Below are 24214 nucleotides of genomic sequence, written 5' to 3'. Positions count from 1 at the left end.
GAGAAGATGACCTACCGAAACTTGCAGGAATTCATCCAGGACCTGGACCGTAAAGGGATGCTGCATATTATTGAAGCGGAAGTGGACAGCCATTTGGAGATTACGGAGATTACTGACCGCGTCTCCAAGCAAGCGGGCAAGGCCCTGCTGTTTAAGAACGTCAAGGGTTCACCGTATCCCGTCCTTATTAACAGTATGGGGTCTTATGAACGGATGAACATGGCGCTAGGTGTGAATCACTTCGACGAAATTGCGGATCGGATTGAAGAGTTTATGGATCTGGCCAATTATAAAGGGCTATGGAATCAAATCAAAATGGCTCCGGACTTGTATAAGCTTTCCAAGGTGTTTCCGAAAAAGGTGAAAAAGGCAGCCTGCCAGCAAGTGGTGGAGGAGCCGGATTTGGCGAAATTGCCGGTGCTTCACTGTTGGCCTCAGGATGCGGGAAGATTTATTACTTTGCCGCTTGTGATCACGAGGGATCCGGAGACCGGGCAGCAAAATATGGGGATGTACCGGCTTCAGGTGTATGATAAGCAAACAACAGGCATGCATTGGCATCTGCACAAGGACGGCAGGGAGATTTACGGGAAATACCGGAAGCTTGGATTGAAAAAGATGCCGGTTGCCGTAGCGCTGGGATGTGACCCGTCCATGATTTATTCAGCCACGGCTCCTTTGCCGAAGATGATCGATGAAATGATCTTTGCTGGATTTTTACGACAGGCTCCCGTTGAAGTTGTGAAATGCATTACAAATGATATCTATGTACCGGCCGAAGCGGAGTTTATTCTGGAAGGTTATGTGGATTTGGATGAAATGAGGCTGGAAGGGCCTTTTGGAGACCATACGGGATATTATTCCCTGGCTGATATGTATCCGGTGTTTCACGTAGAGAAAATTACCCGCAGGCAAGAGCCGGTCTACCCGACTACCATTGTCGGGCAACCGCCGATGGAGGACTGTTACATCGCCAAGGCGACGGAACGGATTTTCCTCCCTTTAATGAAGATCCAGCTGCCGGAACTGGTAGACATGAATTTACCGCTTGAGGGAGTTTTCCATAATTGTGCCATCGTCTCGATCAAGAAGGCTTACCCGAAACATGCCCAGAAAGTCATGTATGCTTTGTGGGGGATGGGCCAGATGATGTACACGAAGATGATTATCGTTGTGGATGAGAAGGTTAATCCGCATGATGTATCCAAAGTAATGTGGAAAGTATTTAACAACATTGATCCTAAACGGGATTTAGTAATTACTGAAGGGCCACTGGATGCTCTCGACCATTCTTCGCCTACGGCTCTTTATGGGAACAGGATCGGTATTGACGCTACGAAAAAATGGGCGAGTGAAGGGCATACAAGGGAATGGCCGGACGATATTGAAATGTCGGAAACAGTGAAAAAGCTCGTGGATGAAAGATGGCAAGAGTATGGTTTTTAAGCAGGCGGTTCACAAAGTAAAAATGTTCGGCGAGCTCGTCATGTTTTCCCATACGCTCTTTTCTCTTCCTTTCGCCTTGATCTCGATGATCTGGGCGGCCCAAGGCTTTCCCTCTGCGGAGAAATGGTTATGGATTCTTATCGCTCTGGTGGCAGCACGCAACGGTGCCAATGCCTTCAACAGGCTGGTGGACCGGAAGTTCGACGCGGAAAACCCCCGTACTGCACACCGCCATTTGCCGCAAAAAAAACTGGGGGAGCGGGAAGTAGCCGTCTTTATCGCCATTAATTATGCGATACTTATCCTTGCTGCGTACATGCTGAACCCGCTCTGTTTTTTCCTGTCGCCGGTTGCGATTATCCTGATCTCTTCTTATTCATATACCAAAAGATTTACGTGGTTAAGTCATCTGTATTTAGGTTTTACCATCGCATCCGCTCCTATTGGTGCCTGGTTTGCAATAACAGGGCAATTCGCTTTTACCCCCTTCATACTGGGGACGATTGTTATGCTGTGGATTGCCGGATTTGATATTATTTACGGGACACAGGATATTGAATTCGACCGTAAAACCGGCTTGTGGTCTATACCAAGCTACTTTGGTTTGGAGAACGGGTTGATGATTTCCAAGGGGCTTCATGCCATTATGGTTTTGCTCCTTATAGCTCTTTATTTTATCCGGGATTTGGGACCTTTCTATTTGTCGGGAATTGCACTTGCTGCGGTTCTTTTGGCCGTGGAACACAACATCGTAAAGCCTGCCAACAGGAGAAGGATGAATCTCGCTTCCTATAATCTCAACCAGGTGATCAGTATGATAATCCTGTTCTTTACGCTGACAGATTTCTTTGTTTAAAGGAAAAACCCTCAAGGATGGAGAAGATGACATTTTTCCATAACCTTGGGGGTTTTACCGTACCGTGGGAAAAAGATAGGGGATACAACAAATATGGACTTATTAGAGCGTCTAGACAAAGTATGTCCGAAATGAAAAGGTATAAGTTTTTGCTTCCGGTGCTCTTAATTCCAGGGAATTCTGAATGAAAGTATGGATCGTTATTCTCCGGAATTAAAGGCGCACGCTATCGCTTTCCAGCCAAAAACTTTTACCTTAACGTTGAATTCAAAGACTTTATCGACAGTCTGGGACTTATCAAAGTCTATAAGGAGCCATGCGCTAAATTTGGCCGGTCAGACATTAGCTTAATAAGGGTATGGGAAAAATACAGTAACTTTCGTACCCGAGTTGGAAATGTTCTTTACCAATATTTCCCCGCCATGCTTTTCAATGATTGTTTTTGAAATAGACAAACCCAGTCCATTACCCGGAATATGTTGGGACCGCGATTTGTCCGCCCTGTAAAAAGGTTCGAAAATATGGGGAATACATTCATCCGTCATCCCGATTCCGGTATCTGTAACAGAAATCGATATCTTGCCACCGGTTAATTTATTTAAGGCTACCTTAACTTCCCCGTTCTCTTTATTGTATTTAATGGAATTTTCTATAATATTGAAAAAGGCATTTTGCAAAAGATAATTTTATCTCTCCAGCATGGCATTAAACGAATTTGTCAGGCTTCCCATTTCATCATCTGGTGCCTTCGCCTCTATTTTTGTGTTTAGATTGTGTTCATTTATATTTCGTATGCGCAGGCTTAATTGGGTAAGCGGCTTTAATGCATTACCAACAATGAAATAGGTTGCACAGAGACCCAAAATAATAATGAAGACCATAGCTGCGACACTTTGCGTTGAAAATCCTTCCTGCGCTTCCGTAATTGCAATAGCAGAAATGGCGCTATCCAACCCTGTATTATCGTGATTATTGCTAATAATACTGCTCACACAATAACACTTTCCGTCTGGGTGAAGGACCATCGTAAAAGATTTCGTATCCTTGCTGCAAGTTCATTGAAATCAAAAGGTTTGGAAAGATAATCGTTTGCACCGGCATCAAGTCCTGACACTTTATCTTCAACTTCGTTACGTGCGGATAAAATTAAAACTTTTAACTCTTTTTTGGTATGCCGAAGCGTTTTCAGTACCTCTATCCCGTCTATTCCGGGAATATTCAGGTCAAGAATGACCAGATCATATTCATTGAGTTCCATAAGCTCCAGGGCATCTTCCGGCATGTTGTCAGGCATTTCCCCTGTTGCGTATGTCTTGATTTCAGCAGACACGTTGTCTGAGTCTGAGTTGGCCTTTGTTTCATCAGGTACAGTATCACTGGTTTTGGCAGGCATCTTGGCTTTCGCATGTTGGACATTGGAAACCCAGTTTCCGGCTGCCATCCGTGCATCATCACTTGCGGCAAAAGCTGTAAGGGCTGAGCCCGTTCCAATGATAGCGGCTACTAATAATCCCGTTTCGATTTTCATTAGTTTCATTATGCTTCCTCCGTATAATTTATTTGGTTGCTTATCAACCATGGCCCGATTATACAAGAGAGTAAGTTAGATTTCGGTTAGGAATGAACAAAGGCTTATAAAGATAGATTAAGCAGTTGTTTAATAGGCTTTAGATCATTCAGAATCAATTGATCTGAAATCCAAACTACAGGGACTTGAGTATTTTTGATTTTGTAATTTGTTATAATAAAATCGAATTTGGTAGTATCGCCAGGTTCTGTTTGAAGGTTTAGAATGTTACCGAATTCATTATTTAATTTATGATAAATAAATTTTTTCCAGGTTGTTGGCCCGGATAATAGCAATAAAACCTTTTTCTTATAATTTGAAAGGAAAATAGATAGAATATTGAACGTTACATAGTAGATTTCATCTTCAGTTAATCTGTTTTCATTAATTATTTTATTCCAAGAGGTAATAAGAGGTTGAATAATATTGTAACCGTCTATTAATTCATGAGGTACGGTCTTAAATTCCCCCAAAAAGTAATCTAATGGTAAATTGAGGCGCTTAAATGTATAGATTTTATGTAAAGAAAAATGAATGTCGTGTTTAATTCCTTCTATTACTTTGTCATTCATATTTATTTCACATGAAATCATATTAATTAAAGTCAGGTGCTTATCGTAAGTTTTTTTATGTAATTTATGATAGTAATTCTTAATTTTAGTTTTTTCTTCAATATCACCCTCTGAGATTATGAAAAAGAATAGGGTGAAAAAGTTAAGTTCTCTTTTGGGAAAGAAAACTTTATAAAAATTTTCAACTTCAGATATAATAGCATAGGTACAATCTATCTTATCAGAGCTAAATATGTATTCAGTATTAAGATTTTTTGAAATAAAATGTTTATGTATATTTCTGTTTACTGATACATGGGTAATTATTGTTAATAGATTATAATCTATATCAATTTTATGAAAACTAATAATATTTTCAATTTTCTGTTGCAAGTTAGGGTCCAGAGTGAAAACTTCTTTGTATTTTTGTATATTGTAAAAAAAAATTATGTAGAAGTATCTGATGTTCAATTCCTTTCCAATTAATTGAATGGTTGTTCTGAAATTAAAATCAATTTTAAAATCTTTAAGTATTTTTCTGAAATTATTTAAGTTTTTTTAATGTTAATTTGTCCAGGTACAGTATTTGGGACCATTTTTCTAAGCTATAATACTTATTGTTAAATATTCCCAATAAAATCTTATAAATTTCACTATTTATCAGGTAAGTGGCTATAACGCTTGAAAGATGATCTAAAGGATCTTTTTTTTAATAAATACCCTTTAGAATTGACGCTTATTATGTCCCAATTGTTTGGGAGAATTTGTTTTATTTGGGAAATGTCACTTATAATAGTTCTGCTTGTGCATTGCAGCTTACGCGCTAAAAATCTTGAAGATACTATACCATTGTTATCAATTAAGGATTCTAAGATATGGAGTTTTCGAATGATTGATTTATTTTGAATTAATTGAATAATAAATTTATCCATTTGCTTTTCCCTCCAAAACCAAATATATATAACAAAATCTAATCTGCTGAAGTTGATACCGAATCAACTTGGTATTCAAAACGATACTATATGGCTTGGTTTGATAGGTTTTTTTTCATAATTGTCATAACATTTGGAAGAATTGTTTAATTTAAAATTAACGTAAATATCTTTAAAAAAAGCATAAATATTTTCACCTATTAATGAAAATATTTTTATGCAATAGGGCAGAAACTGTCTCTAAATTCTTCCGAATATGTGCCGGACCACGAAGAACTGCGAAATCCGACATTTTCATTCCTCGATCTTTCATTTCATATTTAGAAACATTATTTGTCATTTTTTTCCCGAAAGAGTTCCAAAAGTTGCATAAAGATCTGAATTTATTTATATTTTGACATCAAAATTACAATTGGGAACTTTGAGTGTTCAAATTTTGTCATTTAATTGTCTTTTTAAAAAAATTAAAAGATAAAATGCTTGTGATTTCAATCAAGAGAATCTATAAGCTGGAAAGCGGGGGAAAAGAATGAAAAGAGATATAGAAAGAACTATTGAAGCAGGGGGCAGCCAGCCATCATCAAGACAAAGATTTGGAACACTAGTAATCACTTCAGATCCTCAGTATCCCTGGACAGAAAAAACATATAGTTTGCTAGCGACGCGTAGATCTACCGCCGAACATTATTATAAACAAAGATATTACGGCACAAGGTTATGGATGGAAAATATCAAAAATGAAGGAATTACTTAGTATATTAAAGGAGCAATTTTGGATTAGGTAATCATGATATTGGAAAAAATTGTGTTTTAGATGTATGCTTCAGAGATTCAATGAGTTTATATATGATTAGATCTCCTAAAAAAACGAGGGTAATCTCTCTCGTTTTTTTATTTTTCCTACAATCTGAACATACATTTTTTCATTAATAGATGAAAAAATGTATGCTCTTTAGAAAAAAGGTTTGAAGACCCTACAGGTTTAAATGACGGGAATCCAGTTGAATTAAAAGTAAAAACAGACCGTGACCAAAACCAGAATCCCCCAGTGATTCTTGTGGACTCTTACTATTCCGAAGAGCTTAAAAGCCCGTTGTTGAACGGTATCGTAACTAGTATGTTTAAAGAATGGTTAAATGAAAACATCAATAAATTCGAAAATATTTTTTCGTACTTTCTTTTGCAAGAAACTGCAAAAGATGAAAATTTCCAATGGTTGAAGCCGACGACGGCTTATTATGGAGTAGCAAGTGTGGAGAATAATGGTAATCCCGATTTGGATAAAAGTGTATTCTCTGTTATGGCGATGGTAGAGAATCATAAGAATGAATTTCCACAACATACAGTAGATGCGCGATTATTACACGCAGTTAATAATGAATCAGCCTTTGGGATTGATATGCCATTATTTGTAGATAAATTTTTGACACAAGGGCTAAATATTATGCAAGTTGGTACTCCAGATGAATTTGAGAAAACCAATAATGGACTGTTTATCCAAAACAAAAATAAAATTAAGTTTGGTAATATACAAGTTTCTGAAGATAAATATGAGGATGCCTGGATTGATCCTAAAAAGTTTAAATTAGATATTAGTAATAATCAAATGGTGTTAGATATTGAAGATCTTACATGGCAACAAGCCAGAGGAATTATCGGACATGTAAATTATAACCAACACTATACATTAAATCTTAAAAGTGGAATTGATAAATTAGGAAAAGAATATAAAAATGTATTAATTCCAACAGAAGCAAATGACCCTACATTAACATTCACGTATACACTTGAAGATTGGTATCAAAGGGAACAAATGATTGTAGAAATTGCAGTAGGAATGGCTTTATCAGTAGCAACAGGAATACTTTTTTCAGCTGTCAGTTCTACTTTTAGAGCTGCATCTAAATATATTCAAGGACTTTTCAAAAAAGTAGGGAATGGTCTGGTAAGAGCAGTGGTCTCCTTAAGAGAGTTAATGAGTAAAGTAGGGGTCAAAGCTTCTCAAGAAGCTATAAATGAGGGGCTAGAATTAACAGCACGTAACCTAAGCAGGGCTAATTCTGTGATTAGTCTCGGTTCAGAGGAGGTAATTTACCAAGTAGTAAATCAACAAAGAACACTCTGGTCTAGAATTTGGGAAATATCGTGGAAAACAGCTCTAGTATTTAGTCAAATGGTTGCAATAGCGGCTGCAGGAATGGTTCCAACTATGATATACAAATATTTAGAATACATTGCAAAAGAAGAATATTCAAAACTTCCAACCATCAATGAATTTCTAGCAAATTGTGTAGGAGCTGTAAGATGGCCCGATAACAGTGAATTTAAAGTTGAAACGGCTCAACTTCAAGGTATTTATTTAATGGGCGGAAGATTAAATAAATAAGGATTTGGTCAAAAGCAATCCTTCTCTTTAATAGATTGCATTTCATTGAGGGGAGTGCCGGACAAGACGTTCCCCAATATCAAATTTTAATAAAGAAATGAGGGGATGATGGACGTGGCCGTTACCCATTCAACCAGTACTTTTAATTGGGATACCGTATTTGCAATTCCTATTGCAGAGGTGAACCGTATAATAAAGGAACAAAAAAGCAGTCCGAAACATTTTGAGCTTCATGATTCAAATCATAATTTCAAAGGGGATTTTGGAGAATGGCAAATTATTACCGGCGGTGACGGAAATAGTATTCGAATGAATATACCTATTCAGAATTTTCGAACATTTCTGAACGAGGATATATTTACAGGTGAATTTGGATTTCAATCCGCGGATTTGAATGTCCAGGTTAAGCTTAATTACCTTCCACACGAAAACATATTATCGAATACGGCAACCAATGAACAATTATTTGATTTGAAAATTAAATCAAAAAGTTCTGATCCAATTGATCCTGTAGTGATAGGTATCTCGCTAAAAAATGTTGAAGGCCTATTTTTCCCGTGGAAATTGAAAAGCAGTTTGTTTATTGATATCCAAACGATCTTGAAGGAATTATTCATGCAGTAAATCATTAAATGGTTAACGTTGAACTTGAAAGAATTTAACCACACTTTTAGTGTAGTTAACTTGAATCTGTATATTAGTGATGAGAAACCGTGGGATTGGTGCAAACCTTCTTATGTCGATTATGCATACACAGATATTGAAGAAAACTTAGACAAAAGCTTGTTAGGAGTATTGTGTATGACAGGAGGAAGAAAAGGGGGAATCCAGCAGCAGCAAAAATTGGATGCCTATGTTATTCCGGAATCATCGAATGCCGGTTTTCTGATCGCACAAGAACGCTTTTTATTAGATGTAGTATTACCGACTTTACCAATGAAGTTTGAATATTCAACTACCAATGACTATGAGGTAATCAATGCAAGTGGGGAGGCAGGTCAATATCAATATATATTGAGATTGAAAAAAGACAGAAAAATTAAGTTAGACAGGGTAGAAGTGAAAGGGTCAAGATACGATCCGTATATGACAGAAATGAGCCTAAGTTTAGTGAATGATACACTGAAGCTTGAAGCGGCCACAGAAACTTCTGTGGGAATAGGTGGAGTGGTAGGTTGTAGAACAACAAATTGGTATAAGCTAAAACTGGCGGAAAATGGAAAAGGCGAACAAACTATAGCATATGAAGAGGCTGGGCAGCCTACTATAACACATTACGTCATAAAAGAAGGTGATAATTGGGTATGGGATGTTATAGCGGTCATTATAGCATTATTAGCTGAAGCTGTATTAGCTATATTTACAGCAGGGGCATCATTAATTATAGGATCCATTGTCATAGCGATATTGACGGGGTTGTTGGCCAAAACTCCTGATATTATTCAAGATTGGAATGTTAATACGTCCCCGAGTGTCGAACCTTTTTTAGATTTGGAATGCCAGTGAAACTTTTAAATTGGATTATGCCGGTTTAGCAGGACCGCTCCAATTAGGCGGCAAGTTTGTATGAAATGAAACAGACACGGTTAATTAGAAAGAAGGTATTATTTTGAATACTTACGGTTGGGATATCCTTTATGTGAATTCTAATGAGGGTATAAATAAGCAATTAAAGAAATATATGAGTGAAAATAAAACAACTTTTACTTATGCTGATGAAAATAGTTCTATTACCGTAACCTTTGATAATTGGGAGATTGTTCCCGGGGGATCAAGTAAACTTTTGAGAATGAAAACACTTGCGAAAGAGGGGGAGCTAACCTTTATGGGGAAGCGCACAATATTAAACGGTATATGCCCTCTCTTAGAAGTTCAACTTGGTTTTTTTTGATGACAAAAAAGATTCCTATATTCAGAAGTTAATGTTTAACTTTCAAGTTAAAGGTGAGAAGGAAGGGGATCAAAAAGAAGGGGCAGTTACGGTAATTAATCCGGATATAAATAATGTATTTGCTGAAGGAAGCATGATTTACACAATTTTAAATTTAATATTGGCATATATGTTTATAGCAAACAAAGAGAAAATATCTTATATTTTTGCAAAACTGAATATATCACCGGACATTCCGTGGATGCAACCTAAAAAGTACAAATATTCTTATTATTCTCCAACTTCCAGCCAAGAAAAAGGATTTTTGTCAGTTCTTTCTGTTGTAACGAATCGGGACATATCAGGACTCACAGAGGCGATTGACGGTGCAATATTGGATAATAATCATGACAGTTTTCTGGTGCTGTCTGAACGATTGTTTCTGGAGCGTATCATTATGCCGGAGTTACCCAATTCATTTGGCCATGGGACAACAAAAGACCATTTTAAATTTGAAGGGACATCGAATACAAGCGGGATCATTAAGAATAACAGGAATATAAGTTGTGGTTCGGTACGATGGGGTCTAATAGATTATTATCCGGTACTAAAAGATTTAAAAATACAAGTCGAAGGTAACAGCCTTCGTATGAAAGCATCGGGAGAATGTGACATTACGGGTCTGGCAAACTCGTATGTAACATTTGAAGTCGAAACGAAAAATACTTTTTATTTTAATAAAAATACGAAAAAAATTGAATTTAAGCCTGACAGTAATCCAAAAGTAAGTTACGAGCGCCATATTCCATGGTGGATATGGGTATTAGGAATAGCGGCTCCTATAGTGGATGTTATTATACATTTTGTCACTGACGCAATTTCCGGTTCCGTTGCCGGAAGTATCAAAATAGATACAAATACTTCTATTGGTGACTTAAGAAGTGAAGTAGTGAAGTGGAGCGGTATGGACAATTCAGAAGTTTCAGATTGTATACTGGATGTTGCTTTTTGCATAAAAGGAAAAAGTTAATAAAAAGGTGGGAAGAACGATGAAAGAAATTAGCCGAACAGGGGATAATCAACAAGATCAACAAGTACTAAAGTCCGTGGGCCAATTTTTCTATGGGGAGAATTTGGATGAACCGGCTTTTGTCAGCGGGCATGGTATAAATGGGTTTAAGATAGATCCTGGCCAGTTGAAAGGAGCTGATTTGAAAAAGAAAGTAAAATCAGCCCGATGGATTGCCGACTTTACTCCAAAGCAAACAGGCTTATATACATTTATAACCGGTTCAAATCCGTATACACATATGTTTGTGGACGGAAAAGAATTAAAGGATAATGAAATCACACTGACAGAAGGAGAACATTATTCCTTTGTTATCGTCTATTTTGGAAACCCGGAAGTGGAGCAAGAAGACTTGTTTCAATTTGAAGTGAAATATACATGTAACAAGCAAGAAACTCAAGAGATTGCGGCAGAAGACTTCTCCATTCCCAAAAAAGTTTCCTTTGATAGTCTTCCCCCGGGCATTGTACCCGGAACGGAGGGGAATGAAGAAAAACTTAAAGATACTGATGAGGACGGGATTTATGATGAATGGGAAATAAACGGATATACAGTAGTTAATCATGTTGTTTATCCTTGGCCTGATAATACCACTGAGGAAGGGAAAAAAAGGAAGAGCAATACAAAAAAAGGGATACAAAAAATATGTGTCCAATCCCTATGAATCCCATACAGCCGGGGACCCCTACTCTGATTTGGAAAAAGCCAGCGGAAGTATAGACCGTAACATAAACAAAGTGGCTTGGGACCCGCTTGTTGCAGCGTATCCAAGTATCACGGTGGGGATGGAAAGGCTTGTTCTTTCCGATAATAAGGAATTTAGTTCATCATCAGGAAAGAGTATCAGCCGGGAGACGTCTTCCAGTTCCAGTGCCTCCAATACGGAAGGAATTGATGTGAGTGCGGGTTTTTCCCTTTTTCAAGGGTTTTCAGGTTCCGTTACCGGCCATTATTCGCATACGTCTACTCATACGGTTAATTCTGCACAGACTTCAGGACAGGACTGGTCGGAACAATTAGGTTTAAACGCTGCACAGGCAGCCTATGTGAATGCTAATATCCGCTATTACAACTACAGGAACAGCTCCTGTGTATAAATTTATTCCTACAACAAATTTAGTTTTAGGGAAAGAGACGATTGCTACCATTACAGGACAAATGAACCAGGAAGCTTTCAGCTTACCTCCTGATCAAACGTATCCTAGAAGACATTTACATGCTATAGCCTTAAATACGTTAGACCAGTTCAGTTCTACCCTATTTCCATGAATATCAATCAAGTGGACAGACTGGAAAACGGAGAGAAATTAAAATTGGAAACTACTCAATTCCAAGGGGCGTTTGCGAAAAGAGACCCTGCAGGCGGACAAGTAGTCATAGAAGAGAATGAGTGGGCGAATTATATCCCGCAAATCGAAAGCGTAACAACCGGAATCCTGATTGATATAAAAGGTGGCCCGATGATGGAGCGCCGTATTGCAGCAAAAGCCCCTGATAATCCAAATGACCTTACACCGGAACTTACACTGGGTCAAGCATTGATAAAATCGATAGGAGCATATAAAGACGGAGAAAATTGGTATTTTAAAAATGAGTATACGGATGAAGCACATATTCTGAGTCCGAACCTGGTACATTTCATCTATGATAGAAAAACAGAAAAAAAGATTAAAAAGGAATTGGAAAGGAATAAAAATATAAAAAATATTTACGATATGACAATCCGGCCGGGAATGAATATTCAAATCAGTGTCCCTGTAGTATGGGATGATTTCAAAAATAAAAATGGAAACTGGGACGGAGGTTCATACGACCAAACTAATGGTTTAAATAATGGCAGCTGTTACAAGATAGAACCGAATAAAGAAGTAACCTACAAAATCAGATTAGATGCAAATTCTAAATATCTTATTTCCATGGATGTTAAAGGAAATGGTACGGGCAAGGTTACTGTTGGAACAGAACTAATGACAAGAGAATTCAATACTCCTAAAGAATACAATAGGCAAAAGGTGATGTTTGAAGCGTTCGAAGTTCCAATTGAAGAAATCATTATTTCAACTAATAGTACACAATCTATATATATTGATAATTTCTCAATTGTGAAGATAGGGGATGCGTGGGACAAATTAAAAGAGGAGAATAAAGATTTCTCCAAGACATATGATCAAAAGGACATTTATTTTGCATCTACCGATTTAGAAAAATATATTACCAATTATAAGGATGAAGCAATTATCAATAAATGGGTTTCAGATTATAAACAAGAATTTAAGTTGGAGTACTATCAAAATAGGGGAGCATTTTTCATTGGCGACGAGCAAGTAGAGAAAGTTTTGACATGGGATAGAAAAAATCAGAAATTAATTTTTATGAAAAACATGGGTATAGATCGTCAGCTTTGGTTTTTTAAAAAAGGTCAAAAAGGCTTTAACATTATGAGCGCCGCAGATAGAAGTAAAGTGTTGGATTATGACATCGAAAAACCGCATAATCTAATACCAATTCAAATTGCGACATTAGACGAAGTAAAAGATAGTCAATATTTTTTGTTAAGAGAATTATGATTTCCTGGACAAACCTCGTCTTTATGGCGGGTTTGTCCCCCCATTATATACGTGGCTGATTCAGTTAACTTTATTAAAAAAACAAGATATGGTGGAATGACAGATGGAAAAAAACCTCTGAATTTCAAGAAAGATGAACGTAAAGCCAAAGCATGGAGTAAAGAACGTTATTCGGCTTGAAAAAAAACATTACCACAAACTCGTCAAGAAACAATCGAAGCATTTAAAAGATCATCAAAAGAGATCAATAGAAAATTGAAAGAAGTTCGTGGAAATATCGATGAACTAACAGATGAACAATTAAAAAAACAAATAAAAGAAATGGACATCATGATTAAACAGTTGAGTCCGTATAATTGTGTAAAAAGCTAGGTTCCAAAAAATGAAAGGAGCCATATTCATAGCCCTCAGTTAGAATAATGTTGGGACACAAAATTCTAAATATACGAGGTGTTATGAAATGGCTCAATACCAGATTAACGTAGATTCGCAGCTTTTGCATCAACTATTTTTGGGAAATTCTCAGGATGCGGGTGTAGCCAAGCTGCTCGAGTCTGTACTGAACCAAGTCTTACAAGCACAGGTGAGTGAACAAGTGGAAGCAGATCGTTATGAACGAACAGAGAATCGAAAAGCGTACCGGAATGGATCGTATCCACATGGGCTGCATACGCGGGTGGGAACCATTACACTAAGTGTTCCGCGCATCCGTGGCGGGAAGTTCACGACAGAGCTCTTTAGTCGTTACCAGAGAAGTGAACAAGCGTTAATCTTAGCGATGATGGAAATGGTCGTAAACGGCGTCTCTACGCGTAAAGTCTCGCAAGTAACCGAAGAACTCTGCGGAACCGAGTTTTCTAAATCCACTGTTTCAGACCTTTGTAAGCGGCTGGATCCCATCGTAACTGCTTGGAATAATCGAAGCCTGGCAGACAGCCTCTTTCCGTTTGTTCTCGTAGATGCGATGTATCTCAAGGTCCGTGAAGACGGTCGTGTACGCTCACGAGGCATCATGATTGCCATTGGTGTAAACACCGAGGGCTATCGTGAAGTCCTTGGCCTGATGCTGGGTGACACAGAATCTGAAGCAAGCTGGAGTGAGTTTTTCAGCTCTCTAAAAGGACGTGGATTACGAGGTGTGGATCTCATTACCTCCGACGATCATGGCGGCCTTGTACGCGCGGTACGGCAGCAGCTGCAAGGGGTAACATGGCAGCGATGCCAGACTCACTTCACGCGAAATGTATTAGAAGCCTCACCCAAAGCCTTGAAGGATGAGATCCATGGCCGTCTACGGTCGATTCTAGATGCTCCTGATACTGGAACGGCAAGGTTTTTATTAAAACAGACCTTAGCGGCTTATGAAGATAAGGCGGGTAAGGCGATGGGCGTGCTGGAAAGCGGATTTGACGATGCTACCGCCGTCTTAATGCTGCCAGAGCGTTACCGAAAACGGCTGCGCACGACAAATAGCGTTGAGCGTCTCAACGAAGAGGTTAGACGCCGGGAACGTGTCATTCGCATCTTCCCAAACCGTGAATCCGTGATTCGTCTTATTGGTGCTCTATTGATGGAACAGGATGAAAAATGGGCAGCCGGCAAGAAATATCTCGACATGACCGAGTACATGGAATGGCGGAAGGATCGGCCAAAGTCCGATGCCAAAGTGACTCGCATTATGTAGCACAGTCTAGCTGAGGGAATTTACACACAAATTTGGACTTGATCGATTAAACAACCCGTTAATCAATTAAAAGAAAGACAAATCATTTATACCCATTTTGATCCCGTAGATTTAGGCTATTCGAATGAATTGCAAATGTTGGTGGGGGAGAGGGATCACCGGTTAGACCTTGGAAAAATTAAAACTGTCTTAACAGAGTATAAATATGGAAATTTGACAGATTTAAAAACAGGAAATTTAACACTTTCCGGGGGAGAAACAGGACAGCATTATGTAGCGGAGTTAGAACTGCCGAAAGGCACCTATTTAGGCCATTTTGGAGATGGACAAACGGTATTGCCAACGGATTATGCGATAGAAATCTCGCATAACGTATTTAATAAGCCGAAGATTATTGTAGAAAACGGAAAACAAGTCATTAAAGTAAAAGCAAGGTTAATCAAAAAAGAGGAGATTGAACATAAAGTAAAAGAGACGGAAGCGGCATTAAACAAAATGCTAAATAAAGATACTGATTTTGTCCGGTTAGATATTGGAGGGGGATTTGAATCCTATACAATAGATCATGCGAAAAAAGCAATTAATGCTTTAATCAAACAGTTACCGTCGAAGTTGTTAACTGATGCTGTTGATGAATTAGATTCCGTAGTGTTTCAAGATGTGAAAATTAGTGAACATAACCCGAGGGGATTATTTAGCGTTCTGGATAATAAAGTTTATCTAAGAATGAATCACGAAATATTTATTCAACATTTAGACCAAAGTACAGTGCCATCTACAGGATTAATACATGAGATGGGACATGTGGTGGATGTAGTGTTACTTAATGATACTTCCAAAAGTGCCAGATTTAATGCGATTTATGAAGAAGAAAAAAATAATATTACCAGTTTAGTAACATATAAGGATTATGCCAAGAGCAACGCGCAAGAATTTTTTGCGGAAGTATTCAAAGCAATGTATTCTACAGATTCTAAACAACAGGATGCCGTTAAAAAAGAAGCAGCAAAAGCGGTTGATTATATAAAAAATAAAATAAAGGAATATGTAGAGGATTAAATCAATTTCATAAAACAACTGGTAAGCGTTTAATTGAGAAGATGTAGATAATGCTTGATACTAAAATGTTGTGCAGGTAGCAGGTGAATGCCATTATGATAAATTTTCGTATTGATGAAGGAAAAGCTAAAAAATGGGGGAAAGAAAAATATTCAAGATGGAAATCAGTATTAAAAGAGAACGAAAAAAGACAAATTACGGAATATACCAAAAACGCCAGTCCTATAAATAGTTATCTTCGAGAAAATGACGGGAACTTGGGTCCCAATCCTGAAATGGACAAGAAAATTGAATTAATGGACAAAGCGTTAAAAAAGACAAAACTACATGATTCCATAACAGTATATCGAGGGACGGACGGAATCATTTTCGGAGAAGAATTCCAAACAACTTTAATGAACGGGAATAAAGTTAATGAGGAAGTGGCCATGAAGATCAGAGAACAATTCGAAGGGACTGTGCTATTGGAGCGGGGATACTTAAGCACATCAATAGTTCTTGGAATACAATTCCGGCAAGAAACGTTCTCATAGAATTAAAGGTTCCTAAAGGGGACAATGCCGGGTATGTAGATCCAATCAGCTATTTTCCCGGCCAACTTGAGCTGTAATTACCCAGGAATACTCAATATTATATTGATAATATAAGGACTATTGTTAATGGCGGATCACAAAGATTAAAAGTTGAAGCCAGAATAATCAAATAAAAATTCAATAAGCATCTTAGTAAGCCTGAATGGACCCGCAAGAAGGACACTTAAAAAAAAGAGCCCCTCTTGTGGGTCCATTTGTGTTTTAATCACAGTAACGGTAAAGGAGCGTAAAAGACAATGGGAAAATTAAAACGTTCAAGGAAGAGACCATGAGAAGATTAGAAGGGAATCCGAGGGTCTGTCAAGATTTATGTGTAAACTTTTTTAAAAGTATTTCCCCCGAGGGGGGATCATGTTGTTACTAGCGCAAGTGGTGGCCGACCTGATCCGGAAAAAAGAAGGAGAATTGAAGCAGCATTTGTCCCCAGTTTTGAACCCGGCCGGTCCATTTGCGGGTGACATCCATCGTCGCCAGATAGAGCATTTTAAGCAGGGCTTCGTCGCTAGGAAAGATACTTTTGCCCTTTGTCACTTTCCGAAGCTGACGGTGGTAGCTCTCGATCATATTGGTTGTATAGATGAGTCTTCAGATCTCCGGCGGATACTTGAAAAAGGTAGCCAGTTCTGTCCAGTTATTTCGCCAAGACCGGATAATGAGCGGGTATTTGGTGCCCCATACCTCTTCAAAACGATCCAGTTCCAGTAGAGCGGCTTCTTCGGTAGAATCCTTGTAAATGGGCTTTAAATCGGCGGTGACCTTCTTTAAATCTTTGTAAGAGACATAACGGGTAGAATTCCGGATCTGGTGGATAATGCATTTTTGGATTTCCGTCTTGGGATAGCTCGCCGTAATGGCCTCGGAGAACCCATCATGTTGTCCACGCACGTAATAAGAATGTCCTGGACGCCACGATTTTTCAGGTCATTCAGCACGCTGAGCCAGAACTTGGATGACTCGTTTTCGCCAATCCACATCCCAAGCACGTCTTTGTTGCCGTCCAAATCGATGCCAATGACCATGTACGCCGCCTTGCTGACGATGGCCCCGTCCTGTTTGACTTTGAAATGAATAGCATCCAGAAAGACAACCGCGTATACGCCTTGCAAGGGGCGATTTCTGCCATTCTTTGATAAGGGGTACAATCTTATTCGTCACATTGGAAATGAGCGTGGGCGAAACTCAATACCGTATAGATTTTGTAGGTGATCCTGATTCATTTTACTGGGTTTGAGAGTTACACAAACCAGCTAATATAATGTCAATCCTTTTCGAGAATTAAATTCATTGATAGAATTAGAAAAAAGGCAATACGAATCCAGCCCCAGCTCTAACTGGAGTTATGTGCCATATTGTCCTTATTAAGGTTTATTAAGGGTGGTAATGAACTGAGTTCTTAAGTAGGGCAAAGATAATACGCAGCAGCTTATTGGTGCAAGCAATAAGTGCAACACGGTGAGGTTTACCTTCAAGTCTCTTCTTATCATATGCCCGGATGCGCTGGTTTTTGGCTACCCCTCGAATACCGCAAAGCACAGCGAGATACAAGTCTCTCCTTAGTCGGGTGGAGCCTCGTTTTGTTATACGATTTCTTGTTGCTGTAAATTTACCAGATGAAAATACGCTTGGATCTATTCCGGCAAATGCTACGAGTTTTTTGGCATGATCAAATGACGAAATATCCCCGATCTCTGCAAGGATTGTCGCTGCAAGCTTATGACCAATTCCAGGAATGGAACACAACACGTCGAACCCTTCAATGGTACTAGCCTTCAGCTTGATCGCCCGTTCAAGATCAGCTAGATGGTTTTGATACTCCATCAGCAAATTAATCATAAGGCGTAATGCCGTGATTTGACATGAGTTTGAATCAACTATGAGGCTGTTTTTTGCAGCTTTAACAATATCATCAGCTCTTTGAGAAGCCCAAAGAAATGAACGATTACACTGTGCATGTATGGTCTCTTTCATTTCGTCATGATCAGCATTGAGAACATGTTCAGGCGTTGGGTACTTCCTTAGTATCTCAAGAGCAGTCATGGAAAATAACTGACCAAATACGGTTGAAAACAGAGGAAATACCTGATCCAGCATAGATCGGAAATTAAGCTGGGCCTGAACATATGAATGGCTAATCATTTCATACTGTCTACTTAAGAAACGAAGTTCCTCCTGGGAGATTGGCCTAGGTGGACTTGCTTTCAACTGCTCCTTATAATAGAGCTCCGCCAGATGCTTAGCATCTTCTGCATCCGTCTTTACTTTCCTTAATTTGAATTTACGTGCCCGTTGAGGAATAGCGGATTTAAAGTAATGACTTCATACCCCTTTTTCTGCAGTACGGCAACAAGCCCTCGATGATAATGTCCCGTTGATTCTAAAACTACAGCAGGTTTCGAGAAAGATGAACCCTTCACTTTCTCCTTTGGATACATCAATGCCGATAACAGGTCTCATACATCCTCCTAAATGTGATTTTTGACGGATCCCACTAACCATTGCACTTCCATAGCTTCGCGTGTTATACGAGATCATAGTCTCAACCAGCTTAATCATGGTTTGTACAATAGCAGGTGAACAGTTTGTGTAACAGGCTCATTACCCAGATATTTTTTCGTTCTCCCCGGCTACAACTATTTTAAACGAAAAACGAGGTTAACCAGATTAAGCTGGTCAACCTCATAATACGAAACTATTTTACAGACTCAGACAGGGAAGGATCTATTGTCCTATTACCACGATAAGGAAGAGGGGCATGCAAACGATGAAAGTCAAAAAAAGGGTAAGGGGATATAAGAGAATCAATGCAAGGGGATACAAGAGAATCGCCAATGCAAAAGGGAAGGGTCTTCCTGAAAAAGACCCTTAGTTCTTTCGGTCAGCAAAAAAATGAAGGATGTGTTCCAGATCCCGGTAAGCCGGGTAGGCATGGAGATCACCAATCAGAGTTTTCGCCCGGTCTAAATAATGGTCACTTAGAGCTTCTACTTTATCCAATACTCTGCTGGAGCGGATCTCTTCCACTATCTCTGCAATCTCCTCCCCGGTAGAACGGAAAGTAAGGGAACGGATTTTTGGCCCGAGTTCCGGCAAATCCAAGGCGTACAGGACGGGCAAAGTAACTTGTCCGTTAATCAAATCGCTACCGGCCGGCTTGCCAAGCTGTTCGGAAGGCTGGGTAAAGTCAAGCAAGTCGTCCCGGATCTGAAAAGACATGACGAGACATTCACCGAACTGATACAGTTTATCCGCCACTGCATCAGAGGCATCAGAAGATTTGGCTCCTACCTTTAAGCAAGTAGCCATAAGCTGTGCTGTTTTATTTCCCGTTTTTTCCAGATACACTTCTTCAGTCACATCAAAATCAAATCTATGGTTAAGCTGCTGGTATTCACCAATGCATAGCTGAGTTGTCGTAATTGCGGAGAAGTCCTGAACATAACGGTCATGCTCCTTGGAATATTGGGACAATAGTTCCACAACCCGGGCCATCATATAATTGGCCGTATGCACAGCCGTCTGAATACCTACTTTGGTATGCAGGGCCGGTCTGTTCCGCCTCGTGTCCGAACGGTCAATAATATCATCATGAATCAGGGAAGCAGCATGAATGAACTCGGCAATAGCCGCCAGCTGGAGCGTTTTACGCGGGGACGGCCTAGGCCCGAAACGGCTTCCGACAATGACCATCATAGGTCTCAAGCGTTTGCCGCCGGATTCAACAAGCTCCGCAATACTTTTGCCTATAACCGAGTCACTCGGGATATCGGGGTCATGCTTGACAAGACTGAGAATTTCCCGGTCAATGCGTTTAGGATCAATATGTAAGGCTTCGTTAAGCATCATTAGGTCACCTGCTTACATTGCTTTGCCAATCCATTCAGGATCACTCTGCTTGGCTAAATACATACAAAAATGATGGTATAAAAGCCGGTCCTGAAGAGGGAGGCCAAGCGCTTGTTGAATTTGAATATTTTTATTTACAGATGCAAGGAATTCTGTGAGTCCGGTTTCTTTATGAAGAATGGCAAAATCGTAATAAAAGCTGAGAAGGTAATCCCCATCGAGTATACGTTTGGTCAGATCCGGATTGTCCGCCTGCAAACCGCTGTGTCTCTCCAAGGCAAGCTGGAGAACAATATAACAACCCAAAACCGCTATTTTACGTTCTTCCGGCATTCCGGTACGGCTTAGCTGTTCGGCCAAATCCCGGGCAAGATATTCAGTTTGGTCCAGGACAATAGCTGCTTCAGGGGACAGCTCTTTATGCAGTTGTCTGATGGTTTTGGTGATCAGTTGTGTATCCATAAGCCATAAGCACCCCTAGATTCTACTCGGTACTAAGTTCCGTCCTGTTGGACAACTTCCTCTTATAAAGAAAGGAGAGTAATGTGCCCGGGCTTGAACACATTACTCTGCCTCCTTAGCTTATTTTAATCAGTGTAGATGTACCAACGTTTAACAAACGGTATCTTCTTCCATGCTTTTTTAAGTTTTGGCAGAACATAGTAGTCAAGGCCAAAGGTACTGCCGGACCCGCCGATAAGGGCAATTCCTGCTGTCATATACCAAAGCATCTCTGGCGGTGCCATTCCGGAGGCCCAGATCATGGCTCCCATTCCTACCGTTGCGATAGACGAGAAGGCGGTGAAAAGGCCGACAATCAGCAGGAAGCCGAAAATGATCTCCGCACAAATCATGCCGGTTTGAAAAGCATGGGCGAGCCAAGTATAGCCTCCGTCATTCGTGTAGAACATGAGGTTCATGGAGCCTTTTACCATGCTTGTAACAAAATCCGGAACCGGCAGAGCTTTGATAGCATCGGATGCATTGGACACGGCCGATGCGGCAGTCTGCGCGTCTACCGTCTGGTTTACCGCATCAATAGCTTGAGTGGCGGCCGTTGTGGCGTCAGCAGTAGGAGCCGGCGGTATCAGGAAGATCCGGCCCGGATCTTCCTGGATCTTTTGCAGCTTTTCCCAACCCTCAAGCAGCCACATGATACCTACATATATTCTTAAAGGCACTAGCCAGAAATTCGGGGAACGCTTGGAAAAGTGCCCGCCGACAAAACTTCTTCTGTTCTTGACATGAAAAAACTCATGAAGCATATAATTCCAGACTTTGTTGAACCCGGCTACCTGAACCAGGTAGACCATGTTAATCATGTGCTTCATGAACATGGCGATAAAGCCGCTGAATTTGAACATTTTTTTCGGTGTACCCACATTGGCTACGCCATAGCGGGAACCAATACAAACCATGGCTCCATGGAACAAAGGTTTATAAGTCTTGAGCTGACCGCCCGTAATCGTGGCATGAATATTATGAGCAACAAGCGGTGCGGAATGCTCTGTGTTCTCGACCATTTGCGGGACAGGTCGCTCTTCTCCTTCAGGAATAAAGAAGATGTTATCTCCAATGACATATACATTCTCGTGGTCAACACTTTGCAGCTTGTCATTGGTAACGATGCGTTTCCGGCCCTTTTGTTCCAAATCCAGATTTTCAAGCAGTTCGGAACCTTCAACACCGGCGGTCCAGATAATCGTATTGGCTACAAGCTCTCCGCGTCCGCCAAGAACAACGGCGTTCTCTTTTACCGCTTCGATTTTGGTTCCGGTTATGATCTCGATGCCAAGCTTCTCCATGCGCTTTTCAGCCTTGGCAATCAGGGAATCAGGAAGAATCGGCAAAATTTTCGGTGCCATATCTACGGAGTAGATTTTGACTTCCGCCGGGTCCAGATAAAACTCTTTGCACAGGTCATCCCGGTATTCAGCCAGCTCGCCGACCATTTCAACACCGGTAAACCCGGCGCCTACTACGACAAAGCTAAGCATATCCGCACGTTTTTGCTTGTCCGCTGTTTTGGCGGCTTCACTGAACATTGTACGGAACTGCTGTTTCAAACGAACAGCATCCTCATGAGACCATAGGGTGAAGGAATTTTCTTCCGCCCCGGGAATTCCGAAAAATGTCGGTTTACAACCCGTACCGATTACCAGGTAATCGTACGTATAGGAAGCAGTTTCGGAATGAAGGGTCTTTTCGGCAAAGTTGATATTGGTGATTTCATCCATTACAACATCCACTTTTTTGCCTGCAAAAATTTTCTTCAGATCTACTTTCACCGCATCTTCATCCGTACGGTAAGCAGCGACCTCGTGTAACTCGGTTAATAGGGTATGGTAGGGCAGTTTATCGATGAGTGTAATCTCAACGTTGGAGTCTTTTTTGAATTTCTTGGCCAGCTTTTTAGCCGTCAAGACCCCGCCGTAACCACCACCCAGGACGATGATCTTTTTCAAAACGATGGTTCACCTCACTAGGTTGTCTTTCGTATACCTCTATGATAGAGAGGAACCTAACAAATGAAAGTGACATATTTCACATATAGGTGGATCCATTTTACCACTCAAAAGTGGCAGGTAATCTTGGTTATTGAAATCTTATTTATTTCTTGGCACCATCCAGTGCTTTCTGGGTGAGGGACACATAGTCGTTCACATGGACAGTCACACCGGATACAGCATCGGTTTTACCGTCGTCTTTGACTTGGAATTTAGCCGGATCCTGGTTATCGATCAGGAATTGTTCTGCTTTAGCAATTTCTTCATGCCATTCGCCTTGAGCTTTTCCTTTTTCCTTCATACCGTATTTACCGTCTTTGGATAGCTGTTTTTTGGTTTCATTGGTATCCTTTTTCACAGAATCCCAATTTGCCGCCACAATATTGCCGTTCAGTACAGTCAGGTCAACTGTTGGAACCCAACCGTCCTTATCAGCCTGGCCTTCCGCATGATATCCGCCGTCTTTGTATTGGCCTTCTTTAGCCGGTCCTGCCAAAAGCGCTTTATCAGCCAGAGTAAAGAAATTTTTCACATGGATGGACACACCGGAAATCGCATCGGTATGACCTTCGTCATCTTTATATTTGATGGCTTTCGGATCTTGTTTTTCAATCAAATATTTCTCTACTTTTTCGGCTTGTTCATGCCATTCGGATTGTGCCTTCCCATTTTTCTTCATGCCGTATGTGCCGTCTTTAGAAGCTTCTTTCTTGTCTGCGCCTCCGTTTACATTAATGGTAGTCCAGTTGGCATCGGTGATTTTACCGTCTTTCACTTTAAGAATCACTGCCTCTTTCCAGCCGGATTTTTCATCAAATTTGTCATCGGCGGCATAATATGTACCGTCTGCCCATTTTTGATTTTGATTGGTACCGAAGCTTTGTTCGGCTGCAGGAGTAGGGCTTGGGCTGGCTGTTGTTTTGGAATCTTTGGCTCCACAGCCTGCAAGCAATCCGGCGATCAGTGCCCCCGAGAGAAGAATAGACATCTTTTTGTTCATGACAAGTAACCTCCCTGATTTTCGTAGAACCATTGTATGATTTGTCATCCACATTTTATCATGGGGCTGGAAGCATCATTAGGACTAGTGTCACACTTATGTCCGGTATGTGAAGAAAATTAGAAATTATTTGTCATGAAAATTACATATTCCCTGAATGAGTTTGAAGATGGGAGATCTATTACAAATCAAGTTAGGAAATGGATTCATACAGGGCCGAATTTGGAAGGAAAATGTTAAGGTTTGCCCCAGGTCTACGTTTGGAAAATTTTATTTTATATTAG

At 40.0% G+C, this 24214-nt stretch carries 23 protein-coding genes and 5 pseudogenes; 16 read left to right on the top strand and 12 right to left on the bottom strand.

Annotation, left to right across the window (positions count from 1 at the left end; translation table 11 throughout):
* Positions 1 to 6 precede the first annotated feature (6 nt).
* Together BXP28_RS14800 and BXP28_RS14795 are read left to right on the top strand one after the other, a co-directional pair.
* Positions 7 to 1446 carry a menaquinone biosynthesis decarboxylase gene (locus BXP28_RS14800; protein WP_023485453.1) on the top strand — a complete coding sequence of 480 codons (1440 nt, stop codon included), beginning with the start codon at positions 7 to 9 and terminating at the stop codon, positions 1444 to 1446.
* Entirely contained in the window at positions 1436 to 2302 is an 867-nt protein-coding gene (locus BXP28_RS14795) for a UbiA-like polyprenyltransferase (protein WP_023485454.1), read from the top strand. Before BXP28_RS14800 ends, BXP28_RS14795 begins: the two co-directional genes overlap by 11 nt.
* 347 nt (positions 2303 to 2649) lie before the next feature.
* Here the strand turns inward: BXP28_RS14795 and BXP28_RS14790 are convergent, their stop codons facing one another.
* From BXP28_RS14790 to BXP28_RS24415, 5 genes and pseudogenes are all read right to left on the bottom strand, one after another.
* On the bottom strand, positions 2650 to 2979 hold the full coding sequence (locus BXP28_RS14790) for a sensor histidine kinase (RefSeq protein ID WP_023485455.1): 330 nt from the start codon (positions 2977 to 2979) through the stop codon (positions 2650 to 2652).
* A gap of 9 nt (positions 2980 to 2988) precedes the next feature.
* Positions 2989 to 3294: a HAMP domain-containing protein gene (locus BXP28_RS14785; protein ID WP_036655414.1), complete on the bottom strand. Its 306-nt coding sequence runs from the start codon at positions 3292 to 3294 to the stop codon at positions 2989 to 2991.
* Between the two features lie 2 nt (positions 3295 to 3296).
* A pseudogene (locus BXP28_RS14780) lies at positions 3297 to 3632 on the bottom strand (response regulator); the annotation flags it as partial.
* Positions 3633 to 3934: 302 nt separating this feature from the next.
* Complete coding sequence (locus tag BXP28_RS24420; protein WP_198041875.1) at positions 3935 to 4813, bottom strand: hypothetical protein; 879 nt, start codon at positions 4811 to 4813, stop codon at positions 3935 to 3937.
* 260 nt (positions 4814 to 5073) lie between these two features.
* Positions 5074 to 5352 (bottom strand): helix-turn-helix domain-containing protein, encoded by a 279-nt coding sequence (locus BXP28_RS24415; RefSeq protein WP_235430654.1) that lies wholly within the window; start codon positions 5350 to 5352, stop codon positions 5074 to 5076.
* A 529-nt stretch (positions 5353 to 5881) separates the two neighbouring features.
* Here BXP28_RS24415 and BXP28_RS14770 point away from each other — a divergent pair.
* The 14 genes and pseudogenes from BXP28_RS14770 (at position 5882) to BXP28_RS25225 (ending at position 16597) form a co-directional block, all read left to right on the top strand.
* Complete coding sequence (locus tag BXP28_RS14770) at positions 5882 to 6106, top strand: hypothetical protein (RefSeq protein ID WP_036655412.1); 225 nt, start codon at positions 5882 to 5884, stop codon at positions 6104 to 6106.
* A 291-nt stretch (positions 6107 to 6397) separates the two neighbouring features.
* Positions 6398 to 7738: pseudogene (locus BXP28_RS14765) on the top strand (TULIP family P47-like protein); the annotation flags it as partial.
* Between the two features lie 105 nt (positions 7739 to 7843).
* A pseudogene (locus BXP28_RS24410) lies at positions 7844 to 9244 on the top strand (TULIP family P47-like protein).
* Between the two features lie 103 nt (positions 9245 to 9347).
* On the top strand, positions 9348 to 9629 hold the full coding sequence (locus BXP28_RS14750) for a TULIP family P47-like protein (RefSeq protein WP_036655409.1): 282 nt from the start codon (positions 9348 to 9350) through the stop codon (positions 9627 to 9629).
* Complete coding sequence (locus tag BXP28_RS14745; RefSeq protein ID WP_036655407.1) at positions 9616 to 10638, top strand: TULIP family P47-like protein; 1023 nt, start codon at positions 9616 to 9618, stop codon at positions 10636 to 10638. The genes BXP28_RS14750 and BXP28_RS14745 overlap by 14 nt, the downstream gene beginning before the upstream one ends.
* A 19-nt stretch (positions 10639 to 10657) precedes the next feature.
* Positions 10658 to 11341 (top strand): binary toxin-like calcium binding domain-containing protein, encoded by a 684-nt coding sequence (locus BXP28_RS24405; protein ID WP_051427946.1) that lies wholly within the window; start codon positions 10658 to 10660, stop codon positions 11339 to 11341.
* Positions 11325 to 11774 carry a binary toxin-like calcium binding domain-containing protein gene (locus BXP28_RS24400; RefSeq protein ID WP_023485463.1) on the top strand — a complete coding sequence of 150 codons (450 nt, stop codon included), beginning with the start codon at positions 11325 to 11327 and terminating at the stop codon, positions 11772 to 11774. Before BXP28_RS24405 ends, BXP28_RS24400 begins: the two co-directional genes overlap by 17 nt.
* Entirely contained in the window at positions 11728 to 11946 is a 219-nt protein-coding gene (locus tag BXP28_RS24395; RefSeq protein ID WP_235430653.1) for a hypothetical protein, read from the top strand. The genes BXP28_RS24400 and BXP28_RS24395 overlap by 47 nt, the downstream gene beginning before the upstream one ends.
* Before the next feature lie 44 nt (positions 11947 to 11990).
* Positions 11991 to 13244, top strand: coding sequence for a hypothetical protein (locus BXP28_RS24390; protein ID WP_052752956.1), 1254 nt, complete (start codon positions 11991 to 11993; stop codon positions 13242 to 13244).
* Positions 13245 to 13457: 213 nt separating this feature from the next.
* Positions 13458 to 13616, top strand: a complete 159-nt coding sequence (locus BXP28_RS25230; RefSeq protein ID WP_367869715.1) for an ADP-ribosyltransferase — start codon at positions 13458 to 13460, stop codon at positions 13614 to 13616.
* Positions 13617 to 13704: 88 nt separating this feature from the next.
* Positions 13705 to 14928 (top strand): IS256 family transposase, encoded by a 1224-nt coding sequence (locus tag BXP28_RS14735; RefSeq protein ID WP_023483236.1) that lies wholly within the window; start codon positions 13705 to 13707, stop codon positions 14926 to 14928.
* Positions 14929 to 15063: 135 nt separating this feature from the next.
* Positions 15064 to 15987: an anthrax toxin lethal factor-related metalloendopeptidase gene (locus tag BXP28_RS14730; protein ID WP_023483368.1), complete on the top strand. Its 924-nt coding sequence runs from the start codon at positions 15064 to 15066 to the stop codon at positions 15985 to 15987.
* 95 nt (positions 15988 to 16082) lie between these two features.
* Positions 16083 to 16520, top strand: a complete 438-nt coding sequence (locus tag BXP28_RS14725; protein WP_226989788.1) for an ADP-ribosyltransferase — start codon at positions 16083 to 16085, stop codon at positions 16518 to 16520.
* The gene (locus BXP28_RS25225) at positions 16451 to 16597 is read left to right on the top strand and encodes an ADP-ribosyltransferase (protein WP_311854282.1); all 147 of its coding nucleotides are present in this window, start codon (positions 16451 to 16453) and stop codon (positions 16595 to 16597) included. Before BXP28_RS14725 ends, BXP28_RS25225 begins: the two co-directional genes overlap by 70 nt.
* A gap of 343 nt (positions 16598 to 16940) precedes the next feature.
* Here the strand turns inward: BXP28_RS25225 and BXP28_RS25630 are convergent.
* The 7 genes and pseudogenes from BXP28_RS25630 to BXP28_RS14695 all read right to left on the bottom strand — a co-directional run.
* A pseudogene (locus tag BXP28_RS25630) lies at positions 16941 to 17159 on the bottom strand (transposase); the annotation flags it as partial.
* Between the two features lie 6 nt (positions 17160 to 17165).
* Positions 17166 to 17686, bottom strand: a pseudogene (locus BXP28_RS14720) (IS256 family transposase).
* A 262-nt stretch (positions 17687 to 17948) separates the two neighbouring features.
* The gene (locus BXP28_RS14715; protein ID WP_036655405.1) at positions 17949 to 18875 is read right to left on the bottom strand and encodes an IS110 family RNA-guided transposase; all 927 of its coding nucleotides are present in this window, start codon (positions 18873 to 18875) and stop codon (positions 17949 to 17951) included.
* 567 nt (positions 18876 to 19442) lie between these two features.
* Positions 19443 to 20423, bottom strand: coding sequence for a polyprenyl synthetase family protein (locus tag BXP28_RS14710; protein WP_023484001.1), 981 nt, complete (start codon positions 20421 to 20423; stop codon positions 19443 to 19445).
* Between the two features lie 12 nt (positions 20424 to 20435).
* Entirely contained in the window at positions 20436 to 20885 is a 450-nt protein-coding gene (locus BXP28_RS14705; protein WP_023484002.1) for a hypothetical protein, read from the bottom strand.
* Positions 20886 to 21010: 125 nt separating this feature from the next.
* Complete coding sequence (locus BXP28_RS14700) at positions 21011 to 22888, bottom strand: FAD-dependent oxidoreductase (RefSeq protein WP_023484003.1); 1878 nt, start codon at positions 22886 to 22888, stop codon at positions 21011 to 21013.
* A 145-nt stretch (positions 22889 to 23033) separates the two neighbouring features.
* Complete coding sequence (locus BXP28_RS14695; RefSeq protein ID WP_036655403.1) at positions 23034 to 23930, bottom strand: hypothetical protein; 897 nt, start codon at positions 23928 to 23930, stop codon at positions 23034 to 23036.
* Positions 23931 to 24214 lie beyond the last annotated feature (284 nt).

It is taken from the genome of Paenibacillus larvae subsp. larvae (genome assembly GCF_002003265.1).
GTDB classification, from domain to species: Bacteria; Bacillota; Bacilli; order Paenibacillales; family NBRC-103111; genus Paenibacillus_H; species Paenibacillus_H larvae.
This window is presented reverse-complemented; position numbering and strand designations above follow the sequence as displayed.